Here is a 13171-nt window from a genome sequence, read left to right on the forward strand (position 1 = left end):
GCGGTCTCGTAGCGGTAGACGCACGGGATGCCCGGCACGGCTTACGAGGCTGTGCCGGGCTCTTTTGCGTGCGTCATGTTCTGAGGCCGCTGACACTATGTATATGCAGCAATCAGCTGACTTCACAGGGAACCCGGGGGCGAACTATGTCACTGTCGAACGGCAAATACCGAACCGCGCCCGCCGCGACCATCATCGTGGGCGGTGTGCTCATGCTGGCATGGATCGTTGCGATGCAGACCGGCGGGTACGTGATCGACGAACAGAAAATCGATCCTTCCGGCACACTATGGCCCATGATGTGGTTCGGCGGGCCGCTGGCTGGAGGAGTGCTTCTCTTCGGGATCCTCTGGCAGAGCGGGAGGTGGCGGGCACGGACCAAAGCCGGCACCCCCGGGAATCCAAGCACGGCCCGAAGCCGCCCGGATGCTTCCGTAGAATAGGAGCCATGACTTCCTCGCCTGACACCTCAGTTGCCCGCGCCCGCCTTCTTGAACTGATCAAAGAACTGGCGGTGGTCCGCGGCAAGGTGATCCTGTCCAGCGGCAAGGAAGCCGACTACTACATTGACCTGCGTCGCATCACCCTCCACCACGAGGCGTCCAAGCTGGTGGGCCGGGTCATGCTGTCCATGATCGACGACGCCGGGATCCCGGTTGAGTGCGCCGGCGGCCTCACCATGGGGGCCGACCCCGTAGGAACCGCCGTGATGCACGCTGCCGCCGATGCCGGCCGGGCCGTGGACGCATTCGTTGTCCGCAAGGCGCAGAAGTCGTACGGCATGGGCCGCCAGGTTGAGGGCCCCTCGGTTGAAGGACGCAATGTTGTAGTCCTCGAAGACACGTCCACCACGGGCGGGTCGGCACTGACCGCCGTCGAGGGTGTCCGCAAGGCGGGCGGCAATGTAGTTGCCGTCGCTGTGATCGTGGACCGCAACACAGGCGCCAAGGAGAAGATCGAAGCCGAAACGGGTGTCCCATACCTCTTTGCTTTCGGCAAGGACGAGCTGGGCCTCGACTAAGGACTTCATGCTCCGCCGGTGCACTCAAAGGAGCATCTTAAGGGCATCGGCGGTGCGGTTTCCACAGGGCTGTAAGGCACTGGCTTCGAAGCCTATGCTTGCTGCGTGGGCGTTCAGGTAGGGAAACTTCCGGCACCGCCGGATGTGGAAGAAGACCTCCCGCTGCCCGCCACGCCTGACCCGGGCGCCATGCCCGGTGCAGGGACGGAGCCAGCGGAGGATCCGGGTTCATGGGCCCGGATCCTGCCTTACGCTGCCCGGCTGAAAAAGACGTCGCGCCGTAACTTCCTGGTGGCCGCCGGGGCCTCCGCCGCCTTGGCCGGGGACATGCTCTTCACCCGCCATGTCCAGGCCGAACGCCGCGCACCGAAGATTCTCCGCGTCCCTGATCCCTACTCCGACCTTTACTTCCCGAAGGCCAGCTGGATCCTCTTCCCTGGGTACAAGACGAGTTGGGAAGAGGCCCAGTGGATCCTCAACTCCCTGCGCCCGGCGCTTCACCAGCGCGGACGATTGGCTGCTGTTGGTTACTCGAACCTGGGGCTGGATGTGGACGAGGTGGTGCGCGAAGTCGTCCTGCATGTCCGTGAACTGGGTTTGGAAAAGCTGTACTTCTACGGCCACAGCTTTGGCGGGATGCTGGCTACGCAGGTTGCTGCCCGTTTGCTGGAACTGCACGGTGTGGAGACCGAACTGATCGTCCTGGACTCCAGCCCTTTCAGCCGGGCGGACGTGCTGGACCAGAGCTGGTTCGACGGCGTCGTGTTCCTCTATGAAAATGGCTTCCGCATCCCGTCGGTCCTGCGGGGCGGCTACGAGTTGGGGGAGCGGCTGGTCCATAAGGATGAGCGCTCGTGGCGGCAGATCCTCGACCAAACCGCAGAGCAATTGTCGCCCATCGCGCCGTCCAGCGTGCTCGTCCAAACGGAGTCGGCCTACATCTACCACTTCGATGCCCTCCGCTATATGGGAAAACTCGGTCCGGCGAAGATGGCCTACATGGGAAACTCCGGAGACGCCACGGTCAACTACCTCACCGCGCGTGCAGGGTGGAGCAAGGTGTTCGCGGACAACATGAAGCTACCGATCCTCAGTACCGAGGGTGCGCGGCCGGCCCACGCCAGCCCGCAGTGGAATCCGGACGTGTACCGGCCGTTGGTGGAGCACGTCCAGAACCAATTGGATCCGCTGCCGGCGGAGCGGGAGGAGCCCCTGTTCGAGGAACCGAACGGGCGGATCATCAGGCCCGCTTAGATGGGATAAGTGGGGCGGAACCTAGGCGGCAGTGCGCAGGGCTTCAACCTCGACGGCGGTCATGCCCGCCTCCCGCAGGAAGGACGCCGCGTCTCCAAATTCACGCGCGAAACCGATCAGGAACTGCCGGATGGCTGCCTCCGGGCTCTGAAGGATCATGAGGTCCGGACTGAAGTACTGGGCCGGGGTCGATGGGACGTGCAGGCGCCAGGTTTCTGCCATGACCTCCAGGACAGTGGGAAGGTTGGCCGTGGTGGCCGTATAGTCCTTCACCACGGCCTCGTCCGGGGCGCCCGCCGCCATGAGCGCCACCGCGGAGACGACGCCTGTTCGGTCTTTGCCCAGCGAGCAGTGGATCAGGGTCCGCTTCCCATGGGCAGCAGGACGCAGGGCGTCGGCCACCCACTCCGGTCGGATCCGGATCCAGCCGAGGTAGAGGTCGCCAAGATCCTCAGGGGTTTCCACGGCTTGCAGCGACCCCGCAATCGCGTTGGGATCCAGAGGATTGTGGATCAGCTCGACGGCGGGTTGAGAGTTTCCGGGGCTGGGCCGGCCAGGCATGGGCGCGCCGGGTTCGCCCGGTACCAGCCACGGAACCAACGACCGCTCGAGTTCACTGCGCAGGTCCATGATCGTCTGGACGCCGTGCTCCGTCAGGAACTCCGACGTGCCGGCCGCATCCAGGCCAAAGGGCTGGCTCCCCCTGAGAATCCGGCCACCGGCCAGGGGTCGCAGATTGAGCACAGCCATGGTCTGATACCGGTCCGCTAGATCTGGCTCTTGAGATCCGCCACGGAGTTCAGGATCTGGTTGGGCCTGAACGGGAAGGACACGATTTCCTCGCGCTGGGTGATGCCGCTGAGGACCAGGACGGTGTGAAGGCCTGCTTCCATGCCCGCAACGATGTCCGTGTCCATGCGGTCGCCGATCATGGCCGTGGTTTCCGAGTGGGCGTCGATCTGGTTCATGGCGGAACGGAACATCATGGGATTAGGTTTGCCCACGATGTATGGTTCCCGCCCGGTGGCCTTGGTGATCATGGCCGCTATGGCACCGGTGGCAGGCAGCGGCCCGTCCTTGGAGGGTCCCGTGGCGTCAGGGTTGGTGGCGATGAAGCGCGCCCCGGCCAGGATGTGCCGGACCGCCATGGTGATGGCTTCGAACGAGTAGGTACGGGTTTCGCCGAGCACCACGAAGTCCGGATCCGTATCGGTGAGGATGAACCCGGCCTCATGCAGGGCGGTGGTAAGCCCGGCCTCACCGATGGTGTAGGCACGGTTGCCGGAGTCCGAGGAGCTTACCTGGTCCTTGAGGAACTGCGCGGTGGCCAGAGCCGAGGTCCAGATGTTCTCTTCCGGAATCTCCAGGCCTGACGCGCGCAGGCGTGCCGCGAGGTCGCGGGGAGTGAAGATGGAGTTGTTGGTCAGCACGAGGAAGCGCTTGGACGTATCAACCCAGCGCTGGATGAGCTCGGCCGCTCCGGGAATGGCCTGGTTTTCGTGAACCAGCACCCCGTCCATGTCCGTGAGCCAGCACTCGATTTCATGGCCGTTGCGGTACAGGGATTCGGACGTCTGGGGCGTGGTTTCTTCTGCCATGTTTGCCTCCGGCTGGGGTTGTTCATTCACTGCGTCCCAGTCTTTCATTATTCGGGCGGCCAGACACCCCGGGGGCGGCGTATGTGGATAGAGGTACCCATGTGGAAAACCGGTTTTGACTTGCAAGGACGCTGCCTGGCTGCACTACTGTGGTTGCTGCGCAGGCGTGCAGACAGCGCGGGTCGGGGGATCGACGCGGTGGATTCATCGCCGCCTGCGGCTTCAAGAGGTCCCCGGTACGCCGCACGGCTGCTTTCGAGCCGCCGCATTCCAGCACCCTGAAAGGGCCTGTCTTGAGCAACAACAACGGAGCGCCGCAGCCTCCCTACAATCCCAATGGCGCGCCCCAGGCCTATAACCCGGACGGCGTTCCGCAGCCCCGCTACGACACCGGGCAAGGACAATACAGGCAGTACAACCCAGAGCAGACCCAGCCGCTATACCAGCCGGAAGCCCAGCACCAGCCGGGCAGCCAGCCCGGAGCCCAGCCCCAGCCGGGTGCCCAGCACCAGCCGGGTGCCCAGCACCAGCCGGGCGAGCCGACGCAGGCATTCCCCACGCAGCCCGGCGAACCGACCCAGGCCTTCCCCGCGCAGTCTTTCCAGACGCAGGCCTTCCCGGCGCAGGGACTTCCACCCCAGGCCTACCCTCCCCAAACCCCGGGCGACCACAACAAAAAGGCGCTCTTCCTCATCCTCGGCGGGATCGCCGTCGTCGTCATCATTGCCGTAGTGGTGGTGTTCGCGTGGCTGATTCCCTCCGTGACCAAGCCGGTCGCCGTCGACACCCCGGTGCCGTCGGCAAGTGCTTCGGAGCAGCCGTCGGAAGACGCCGCCGGGTCCTCCGACGAACCTTCCGCTGACCCGGAACAGAGCTCCGGGGCGTCCGGCGTGCCTGAAGGTGCCATCCCGCTCCCGGCAGTATGGGAGGACTTCGCGGGACCGTCCAATGTCCCTGCGGACGGCGATCCCTTGTTCAGCAAGTGGGTCACGGGCGAATCGTCCTTCCAGTACCTGGCCGAGTGGACCCACGATGAGTCCTTCGGGATCACCAAGGACCCCACCACGGGCGAGGAAATCCAGAAAAAAGCCCAGGGCACAGTGGAAACCGATGGCGACGGCATTGCACTCGCCTACGCGTTCTTTGCCGAGTCCGAAGAGGGCAAGTTCGGCAAGGAACCGTCGGACGTCAAGAAGGCCATCGAGGACATCGAAGCCCGCTACAAGGGCATGACCGCCACGGAACTGCCGCAGAACCTGGTGGGCCACAAATGCGCGTCCGACTTCAAGACCACCATGCCGGAGATCCGGGAATTCCGCCGTGGAGCGGCTGTGGTAGTTGGCTTCACGTGCACCAACGCGCGCGGTGAACACATCCAGGCCGTCAACCTGTTCTCCGTGACGCCCTGGGGAACGCCGCAGATGCTTGGCGTGAGCGGACACAAGGAATACTGGGACGCCCACCCGGGCCTGTTCGAGCAGCTGGCCAACTCGTACCGCATCAACAAGTGGAAGCTGACCTAGGGTGCGCCGCTAAAGTTGAGGGGTGACTGACCTTCCCCCCGACACCGCCCTGCCCCACGCTGCCGACCCGCGCGACCAAACTCCCACGGGAACCACGGCCGAAGGGGAGATAGAAGCGAAGGCGGAGGTCGGCGTCGGGCCCTGGGAAGGCGAGTGGCCGGAAGGCGACCACTGGGATCCGGACCTGCTGCGCGACGGCGACCGCCGCAACGTGGTGGACCAGTACCGCTACTGGAAACATGAGGCGATCGTTGCCGACCTGGATTCCAAGCGCCACGAATTCCACGTGGCCATTGAAAACTGGCAGCACGATCTCAACATCGGCACCGTGGTGCGGACCGCCAACGCGTTCCTCGCCAAGGAGGTCCACATCATAGGACGACGGCGGTGGAACCGTCGCGGGGCCATGGTCACCGACCGCTACCAGCACGTGCGCCACCACCCCACGGTGGACGATTTTGTCCAGTGGGCGGAGGGCGAGGGGCTGGCGGTGATCGGGATCGACATCTTCCCGGATTCGGTGCCGCTGGAGACCTACGACCTTCCGGAAAAGTGCGTCCTCGTGTTCGGGCAGGAGGGTCCTGGCCTCACCCCGGAGGTCCACGACGCCGCTGTAGCCACGCTGTCCATCGAACAGTTCGGCTCAACCCGGTCCATGAATGCAGCCTCCGCAGCCGCGATCGCAATGCACGCCTGGGTTCGGCGCCACGTGTTCAAGCAACCCGTGTCCTAGCGCCCCGCCGAGATGGCACTTAATGACAATCCCAGCGCCCCGGATTGCCATTAAATGCCTTCTCGGCGGGGTGGGTGCGGCGGAAGCTGTGGATAACGCGTCCGGGTCCCTCGCGGAGCAGTAACAATGTGGCATGCGCAGGAAAGAACTACCGGAACACCTCACATCAGGTTCATTCTCTGTGCGCGCATCGGACAAGGCCGGCGTAACCCGCTCCCGCACCCATGCCCGGGATCTTGTGCTGGTATCGAGGGGAATCCGGGTCCCGGCCTCGTCCGGTGCTTCCGGAGCGTCAGCCCTGCGCGCCTACACAGACCTGGATGACACCTCGGTGCTGGTTTCCTTGTCGGCGGCGCGGGTCTGGGGCATTCCCTTGCCCGGTCATCGGATGGGGGACTGGCGCATTCATATTGCCCGACGCCGGGGGTTCAGCGTTCCACGCCGGGTCAATGTGGTGGGTCACCTCCTCACCTTCCTCCCCGGGGAAACAACCGAGTACGACGGCGTCAAGCTCACCTCGCCTGCCCGCACGTGGTTGGACTTGGCCGCGCTGTTGAGCGTGGAGGATCTGGTGGCTGCCGGTGACCACCTGGTGTGCTCGCACGGCGCGGAGTTTCCCGTCCCCAAGACCGCCGTATGCACCCCTGGTGAGCTGGCAGCCATGGTAAACCGCCACCCGGGCATGCGGGGAGTAAGGGCCGCGAGGGCGGCGCTTGACCTCATCAGGGTTGGTGCTGACTCTGCCCCGGAAACCCGGATGCGCCTGGCACTCGTCAACGCCAACCTGCCGGAGCCCGAACTGAACCACGTGGTGCGCAACAACCTCGGGCAGGCAGTCCTGTGGCCGGACGGAGCGTACCGGGAGTTCAAGGTCTCACTCCAATACGACGGGCAACACCACGCTGGCACCGAGCAGCATGTGCGGGACATCGAACGCCAGGAAAGATCCCTTTCCCTCGGGTGGCTGGAAGTCCGCATCTCCAAGCGGGACCTCGAAGGTGAGCGGCCCGCCGTCGTACATAAGGTTCGGCGAGCGCTCGTCAGCCGGGGTTGGTCACCGAAGTGACATTTAGTGGCAATCCCGGCGCACGGGATTGCCATTAAATGCCATCTCGGCGCCAGTGTTACCAGCCCGCGTGACCGGAAACACTGGCCCCGGACGGTTGTCGCTAGGATGGTGCTAGCCGTAAGCGGTCTACTCCAGGGTCACCAGCCCACAGACGAATTCAGCATAGGAGTCACCATGCCCATTGCAACCCCAGAGATTTACTCCGAGATGATCGACCGCGCAAAGGCTGGCGGCTTCGCCTTCCCCGCGGTCAACGTGACGTCGTCGCAGACTCTGAACGCTGCGATCCGCGGTTTCGCCGAGGCCGAATCCGACGGCATCATCCAGGTTTCCACCGGTGGCGCAGCCTACTGGTCCGGTGCATCCGTCAAGGACATGGTTGCCGGTTCCCTCGGCTTCGCCGCGTTTGCCCGTGAGGTCGCCAAGAACTACAACGTCAACATCGCACTGCACACGGACCACTGCCCGCAGGACAAGCTGGAAGGCTTCGTTCTCCCGCTGCTGGCGGCTTCCGAGGAAGCCGTGAAGGCCGGCAAGGACCCGATCTTCAACTCGCACATGTGGGACGGCTCGCACGAAACCCTGGAAGACAACCTGCGCATCGGCCGTGAACTGCTGCAGCGCGCGGCGGCTGCCAAGATCATCCTCGAGGTTGAGATCGGCACCGTCGGCGGTGAAGAAGACGGCGTGGAGAACGAGATCAACGAGAAGCTCTACACCACCACCGCAGACGCACTGGCCACCATCGAGGCCCTGGGTGCCGGCGAAAACGGCCGCTACCTGACCGCCCTGACCTTCGGCAACGTCCACGGCGTGTACAAGCCGGGCAACGTCAAGCTGAAGCCCGAACTGCTCAAGCAGATCCAGGCCGAGGTCGGTGCCAAGATCGGCAAGGACAACCCCTTCGACCTCGTCTTCCACGGCGGCTCGGGCTCCACTGAGCAGGAAATCGCCGACGCCGTTTCCTACGGCGTGATCAAGATGAACATCGACACCGACACCCAGTACGCGTTCACCCGCCCGGTGGCCGGCCACATGTTCTCCAACTACGACGGCGTGCTCAAGGTCGACGGCGGCCTGGGCAACAAGAAGACCTACGACCCCCGCGTCTGGGGTGCTTCGGCTGAAGCCGGCATGGCCGCACGCATTGTGGAGGCAGCACAGCAGCTCGGATCGGCCGGCAAGACGTTCTGATGTCCGACGAATTCCGCAAGAACCTGATGGGGCCGGAGCCCACGCTCCTGCCCGCCGAAACCGAGGTCTACCAGCACCTCGCCCTCGGTAAGGAAGCGTTGGACCTCGTGGCGCAGAACCCCACGTCGTCCCTGTTGTGGGCGATCCTCGCCGAGGAAGCATGGGCCGAGGGTCGCACCATCGAGTCCTACGCCTACGCCCGTGTGGGTTACCACCGCGGCCTGGACGCTTTGCGTCGGAACGGTTGGCGCGGCGTCGGGCCTGTCCCGTGGGAACACGAGCCAAACCAGGGCTTCCTGCGCGCCCTGTACGCGCTGGGACGCGCAGCCTCCGCCATTGGCGAGGCTGAGGAGCCGGAGCGGATCGAGAAGTTCCTGAACGACTCGGACCCGAAGGCCAAGGCGGCTATCGAAGCGGGCTAAGCGCCTCAAGAAACAACGACGGTGACCCTCACCGAAAAGGCGAGGGTCGCCGTCGTCCGTTAACGCCAACCAGGTCGCATTAGTGCGCGTTTTGAGCCTTCAAAACGCGCACTAATGCGACCTACTTGGGCAGGCGGGGGCGGCCCAGGGGGACTACCAGGGGAGTGTGGGTGACGGGGTCGTCGATGATCCGGCACGCCATGCCGAACACGTCCTCCACCAAGGATTCGGTAATCACGGACGCCGGCGCGCCCTCGGCCACCACGGCGCCGTCCTTCATGGCGATGATGTGGTCGGCGTAGCGGCTGGCGTGGTTGAGGTCGTGCAGGACGGCCACCAGGGTGTGTCCCTTGTCCAGATTGAGCTCGCGGAAGAGCTCCAGCAGTTCTATCTGGTGTGCGATGTCGAGGAAGGTGGTGGGCTCGTCCAACAGCAGCAACGGTGTCTCCTGGGCCAGCACCATGGCCACCCAGACCCGCTGCCGTTGGCCCCCGGACAGCTCATCCACCAGGCGGCCGGACAAGGCGGAAACGCCGGTGGCCTCCATGGCCTCGACCACCGCGGTTTCGTCCGCTTGGGACCATTGGCGCAGGAGTATCTGGTGCGGGTACCGTCCGCGGGCAACGAGGTCGGCCACCGTGATGCCGTCGGGCGCGATCGATGACTGCGGCAGCAGCCCCAGGCGCCGGGCGAGTTCCTTGGCGGGCAACGAGGTCACAGATTTGCCGTCCAGGAGTACGTGTCCGCTGCGCGGCTTGATGAGCCGGGCCAGGGCGCGCAGCAGGGTGGATTTGCCGCAGGCGTTGGGGCCAACGATCACCGTGAACGCGCCCTCGGGGATCTGTACGTTCAGGTCCTCCGAGATAACGCGTTGTTCGTAGCCGATGGTCAGCGATTCGGCTTTCAATTGCGGAGCGGCGGTGCTGATACTCATGATTTCCTTGCTTCCCTGGCCAGGAGCCAGACGAGATAGATGCCGCCGATGCACACGGTCACCACGCCCACGGGCAACTGGATCGGCGCGAACAGGCGCTGCGCGGCGAGGTCGCTGGCGGCCAGGAGGAAGGCGCCCATCACCGCGGACGGGACCAAGGTGATGCCCGCGCTGCGGACCAGTCGGCGGGCAAGCTGCGGTGCGGCGAGTGCCACGAATGCGATGGGCCCCGCAACGGCAGTGACCGCAGCGGTCAGACCAACGCCCAGCACCAGCAGCAGCAACCGGGTTGGCTCGGCCCGGACGCCCAGGGCGCGTGCGGCGTCGTCGCCCATTTCCAGAAGCTGCATGCGGCGCGCGGCTCCCAGCGTGGCTGCCCCGAGCACAACAACAACGACGGCGGCAGGCGCCGCTTGCTCCCACGTGATGCCGTTGAGGGACCCGGCTCCCCAGACGGCGGCGGCGAGGGCCGCTTCAAGCTCGGCTTGCAGGATGAGCCAATGGTTGAAGGCCGCGAGCATCGCGCTGATGCCAATGCCCACGATGATGAGCCGGAAGCCCTGTGAACCGCGCCGATACGCCAGCAGATAAACGGCGATCGCGGTGAGGATGCCGCCAACCAAGGCACCGGCAGCCACCCCAAGGTACCCGCCGCCCACAGTCAGCATCACAACGAGCGCACCCGTATAGGCGCCGGTGTTGAAGCCGATGATGTCCGGGCTGCCCAACGGGTTCCGGGTCATGGATTGGAAGATTGCGCCGCCCATCCCCAGCGCCGCACCGAACAGGAGCGCGCCCAGCACCCGTGGCAGACGCCATTCCATGACGATGGTCTGGGCCAGTCCGGGAGCGTCTCCGGTGAAAGCCTGCAGCACCTGGGGCACGGTGACCTCATAATCCCCGGTGGCCAGAGACACGACGGAAACGGTCAGGGCGGCAAGGAGCAGCAGGATACAGACGAGGATGCTGCGTACGTCCACCAGGCCACTGAAGACGCGGTTGCGGACCGGCAGGGCAGCCCGGCCGAAATCAATGGGGTTCGTCACCGTCTTTGGCCGGGTCACAGTCCGCTGACCTTCCTGCGGCGCGCGAGTGCGATCAGTACCGGCGCCCCGATGAACGCCGTGACTACGCCCACCTGCAGTTCCCCTGGCGCAGCGATTCTGCCCACCACGTCCGCTACGAGCACAAGGATGGGGGAGAGCAGCACGGTGGATGCGAGGATCCAGCGCTGGTCCGGGCCAACGATCCAGCGGGCAACATGCGGGATCATGAGTCCCACGAAACCGATGGCTCCGGCGCCGGCAGTGGCGGCACCGCTGAGGAGCGTGATGGCTGCGATGCCAAGAATGCGGGTCCGGTTGACGTTGGCCCCCAAGGAGGTCGCGAGGTCGTCACCCAGCGCCACGGCGTTGAGCCCGCGGACACAGAAGAGAGCCACCAGGAGTCCGATCCCCATGAACGGGGCAACGGTTGCCACGGCGTCCATGCTGCGGCTGTCCAGGGAACCGATGCTCCAGGAGCGCAGGTGATCGAACGCTTTGGGGTTCAGCAGGGTCAGCCCCGAGCCGATACCCGTGAGCACGGCCCCCAGTGCGACACCCGCCAGCGTCAAGCGGATGGGGTTGACCACATTCCGGCCGGAGGTGCCGATCAGGTACACCGCGGCGGTGGTGAGGATGGCCCCGGCAAAGGCGAACCAGATGTATCCGCTGAGGGATGCGATCCCAAAGACACCAATGGCCACAACGATCGCAAAGGACGCGCCCGCGTTCACGCCGAGGATTCCGGGATCGGCCAACGGGTTGCGGGTCAAGGCCTGGATCAGGGCGCCGGCCACACCGAGGGCGACCCCGACGCCCAGGCCCATGAGGGTTCGCGGCAGCCTGTTCTGGAGGATGATTGCATGGTCTGCGGTGTCCCGGGGGTCCAGGAAGGCCTGCAGGACCGTGCCCGCCGGGATGAACTTTGCTCCCACGCCCAGGCTCAGGAGCACAGCACCCAGCAGGACTGCCGCTGCCAGCAGCAGGAACAGGACGCGCCAGCCTGATTTGCGTACGACGCCCGAAGGATCGGACGCGCTGCCGGCCGGCGGGGCGGCGGTGTGCGGCTGGGCACGTGGTGGCACGGGGGCCGTCACTTGGGACACGACAGAAAACCATTCCGGAAAGCTAAGCGGTGATGAGGGCGTTTCCGTGACCGTTGTCACAACGTCACAGAAGTGTGTCCTAATTAGGTTAGCCTTACTCCGTGAAAAACGACGATTCTGTAATAAAGCCGCGCAAGGCCCCGCGTCTGCGCCGTGCCGCACTGAAAGTGGCCGGCGTCGCCCTGGTCATGGGCCTCGTGGCAGGCTGCGGCACCAGTGGCGGGTCAGGCTCCGCCGCCGGCAACGCCGATGTAGCCACTGGCGGCTCCAAGTTCACTACTGCCGACCAGGAAACCGCAAAGCTTGGCACGGACGCTGCCCCCGGCGTTTTCCCCCGCACCCTGAAGCACGCCAACGGTGAAACCACCCTGGAGAAGAAGCCCGCCCGCGTGGTGGTCCTCGACACCGGAGAGCTGGACGACGTGGTGTCCCTGGGCATCACCCCCGTGGGCATGGCCACCACCGAAGGTGCCAACCCTGTTCCCAGCTACCTGGCGGACAAGGTCAAGGACGTTGCCTCGATCGGCACCATCCAGGATCTCAACCTTGAGGCCATCGCTGCCCTCAAGCCGGATCTGATCCTTGGCAGCCAGCTCCGCGCCGACAAACTCTACAAGCAGTTGTCTGCGATCGCTCCCACGGTCTTCGGCATCCGTCCCGGGTTCCCGTGGAAGGAGAACTTCCTCCTGGTGGGCAAGGCGCTTGGCGAGGAAGACAAGGCGGTCAAGGCGCTCAACGACTACCAGGAGCAGGCCGACGCCCTGAACAAGGATGTCCAGGGTGACCCCAAGATCTCCTTGGTGCGCTTCCTCCCCGGCAAGATCCGCCTGTACGCCAACAAGTCCCTGATCGGTGTGATCCTCAAGGACGCAGGCCTCGCCCGGCCGGAGAACCAGGATATCGATGAACTTGCCGCGGAAATCTCGGCCGAAAACATCGAGCAGGCCGACGCCGACTGGATCTTCTACAGCAGCTACGGCGAACCCGCAGCAACCGGTGAAACGTCCGTAGTGGAGGGCGCCGTATGGCCCAAGCTCACCGCCGTCAAGGAGGGCCACGCGAAGGCCGTCAACGACGACGTCTGGTTCCTCGGTCTTGGCCCCACAGGCGCCCAGCTGATCCTCAAGGACCTCCGCGCCCTGCTGGTCGGCTAAGTACCACCACCCCCCAACAAGCCCCAACAAAACGGCGGCCCCCACGCGAAAGGTGGGGGCCGCCGTCGTGCGTTAAACCCAACTAGGTCGCATTTGTGCGCGTTTTGAGCGCTCAAAACG

At 64.9% G+C, this 13171-nt stretch carries 14 protein-coding genes; 9 read left to right on the top strand and 5 right to left on the bottom strand.

All coding sequences use genetic code 11. The features are described from left to right. The first annotated feature begins 146 nt into the window (after positions 1-146). The 3 genes from ACPFL9_RS02705 (at position 147) to ACPFL9_RS02715 (ending at position 2275) form a co-directional block, all read left to right on the top strand. Positions 147-443: a hypothetical protein gene (locus ACPFL9_RS02705; protein ID WP_426005689.1), complete on the top strand. Its 297-nt coding sequence runs from the start codon at positions 147-149 to the stop codon at positions 441-443. Between the two features lie 5 nt (positions 444-448). Further along, positions 449-1021 carry an orotate phosphoribosyltransferase gene (gene pyrE / locus ACPFL9_RS02710; protein WP_426005690.1) on the top strand — a complete coding sequence of 191 codons (573 nt, stop codon included), beginning with the start codon at positions 449-451 and terminating at the stop codon, positions 1019-1021. 105 nt (positions 1022-1126) lie between these two features. After that, positions 1127-2275, top strand: a complete 1149-nt coding sequence (locus tag ACPFL9_RS02715) for an alpha/beta fold hydrolase (RefSeq protein ID WP_426005691.1) — start codon at positions 1127-1129, stop codon at positions 2273-2275. 21 nt (positions 2276-2296) lie between these two features. Here the strand turns inward: ACPFL9_RS02715 and ACPFL9_RS02720 are convergent, their stop codons facing one another. Next, the gene (locus tag ACPFL9_RS02720; RefSeq protein ID WP_426005692.1) at positions 2297-3025 is read right to left on the bottom strand and encodes a tyrosine-protein phosphatase; all 729 of its coding nucleotides are present in this window, start codon (positions 3023-3025) and stop codon (positions 2297-2299) included. Between the two features lie 17 nt (positions 3026-3042). Next, positions 3043-3873, bottom strand: a complete 831-nt coding sequence (locus ACPFL9_RS02725) for an HAD-IIA family hydrolase (protein WP_426005693.1) — start codon at positions 3871-3873, stop codon at positions 3043-3045. Positions 3874-4166: 293 nt separating this feature from the next. Here ACPFL9_RS02725 and ACPFL9_RS02730 point away from each other — a divergent pair, with 293 nt between their 5' ends. The 5 genes from ACPFL9_RS02730 (at position 4167) to ACPFL9_RS02750 (ending at position 8814) form a co-directional block, all read left to right on the top strand. Then, positions 4167-5396, top strand: a complete 1230-nt coding sequence (locus tag ACPFL9_RS02730) for a hypothetical protein (protein WP_426005695.1) — start codon at positions 4167-4169, stop codon at positions 5394-5396. A 22-nt stretch (positions 5397-5418) separates the two neighbouring features. Beyond that, entirely contained in the window at positions 5419-6129 is a 711-nt protein-coding gene (locus ACPFL9_RS02735; RefSeq protein ID WP_426005696.1) for a TrmH family RNA methyltransferase, read from the top strand. A gap of 133 nt (positions 6130-6262) precedes the next feature. Then, positions 6263-7195 (top strand): hypothetical protein, encoded by a 933-nt coding sequence (locus ACPFL9_RS02740; RefSeq protein ID WP_426005697.1) that lies wholly within the window; start codon positions 6263-6265, stop codon positions 7193-7195. 177 nt (positions 7196-7372) lie between these two features. Continuing rightward, on the top strand, positions 7373-8392 hold the full coding sequence (fbaA, locus tag ACPFL9_RS02745) for a class II fructose-bisphosphate aldolase (RefSeq protein ID WP_144661880.1): 1020 nt from the start codon (positions 7373-7375) through the stop codon (positions 8390-8392). Beyond that, positions 8392-8814: a DUF3151 domain-containing protein gene (locus tag ACPFL9_RS02750; protein ID WP_426005698.1), complete on the top strand. Its 423-nt coding sequence runs from the start codon at positions 8392-8394 to the stop codon at positions 8812-8814. Before fbaA ends, ACPFL9_RS02750 begins: the two co-directional genes overlap by 1 nt. A gap of 121 nt (positions 8815-8935) precedes the next feature. Here the strand turns inward: ACPFL9_RS02750 and ACPFL9_RS02755 are convergent, their stop codons facing one another. From ACPFL9_RS02755 to ACPFL9_RS02765, 3 genes are read right to left on the bottom strand one after another with little or no spacing between them, the layout of a single operon-like run. Then, positions 8936-9748 carry an ABC transporter ATP-binding protein gene (locus ACPFL9_RS02755; protein WP_426005699.1) on the bottom strand — a complete coding sequence of 271 codons (813 nt, stop codon included), beginning with the start codon at positions 9746-9748 and terminating at the stop codon, positions 8936-8938. Further along, on the bottom strand, positions 9745-10812 hold the full coding sequence (gene fepG / locus ACPFL9_RS02760) for an iron-enterobactin ABC transporter permease (protein ID WP_426005701.1): 1068 nt from the start codon (positions 10810-10812) through the stop codon (positions 9745-9747). Before fepG ends, ACPFL9_RS02755 begins: the two co-directional genes overlap by 4 nt. Further along, positions 10809-11897, bottom strand: a complete 1089-nt coding sequence (locus ACPFL9_RS02765; RefSeq protein WP_426005702.1) for an iron chelate uptake ABC transporter family permease subunit — start codon at positions 11895-11897, stop codon at positions 10809-10811. The genes fepG and ACPFL9_RS02765 overlap by 4 nt, the downstream gene beginning before the upstream one ends. Before the next feature lie 188 nt (positions 11898-12085). Here ACPFL9_RS02765 and ACPFL9_RS02770 point away from each other — a divergent pair, with 188 nt between their 5' ends. Further along, on the top strand, positions 12086-13051 hold the full coding sequence (locus ACPFL9_RS02770) for an ABC transporter substrate-binding protein (protein WP_426007474.1): 966 nt from the start codon (positions 12086-12088) through the stop codon (positions 13049-13051). The last annotated feature ends 120 nt before the right edge of the window (positions 13052-13171 follow it).

This window comes from Paenarthrobacter sp. NyZ202, from assembly GCF_049860755.1.
Lineage (GTDB): Bacteria > Actinomycetota > Actinomycetes > Actinomycetales > Micrococcaceae > Arthrobacter.

Excerpts from the sequence above, each read along its gene's own strand:
- fbaA (WP_144661880.1), top strand. The coding sequence starts at position 7,373 with ATGCCCATTGCAACCCCAGAGATTTACTCCGAGATGATCGACCGCGCA.
- ACPFL9_RS02740 (WP_426005697.1), top strand. The coding sequence starts at position 6,263 with ATGCGCAGGAAAGAACTACCGGAACACCTCACATCAGGTTCATTCTCT.
- ACPFL9_RS02770 (WP_426007474.1), top strand. The coding sequence starts at position 12,086 with ATGGGCCTCGTGGCAGGCTGCGGCACCAGTGGCGGGTCAGGCTCCGCC.
- ACPFL9_RS02750 (WP_426005698.1), top strand. The coding sequence starts at position 8,392 with ATGTCCGACGAATTCCGCAAGAACCTGATGGGGCCGGAGCCCACGCTC.
- ACPFL9_RS02720 (WP_426005692.1), bottom strand. The coding sequence starts at position 3,025 with ATGGCTGTGCTCAATCTGCGACCCCTGGCCGGTGGCCGGATTCTCAGG.
- ACPFL9_RS02705 (WP_426005689.1), top strand. The coding sequence starts at position 147 with ATGTCACTGTCGAACGGCAAATACCGAACCGCGCCCGCCGCGACCATC.
- pyrE (WP_426005690.1), top strand. The coding sequence starts at position 449 with ATGACTTCCTCGCCTGACACCTCAGTTGCCCGCGCCCGCCTTCTTGAA.
- ACPFL9_RS02755 (WP_426005699.1), bottom strand. The coding sequence starts at position 9,748 with ATGAGTATCAGCACCGCCGCTCCGCAATTGAAAGCCGAATCGCTGACC.
- ACPFL9_RS02725 (WP_426005693.1), bottom strand. The coding sequence starts at position 3,873 with ATGGCAGAAGAAACCACGCCCCAGACGTCCGAATCCCTGTACCGCAAC.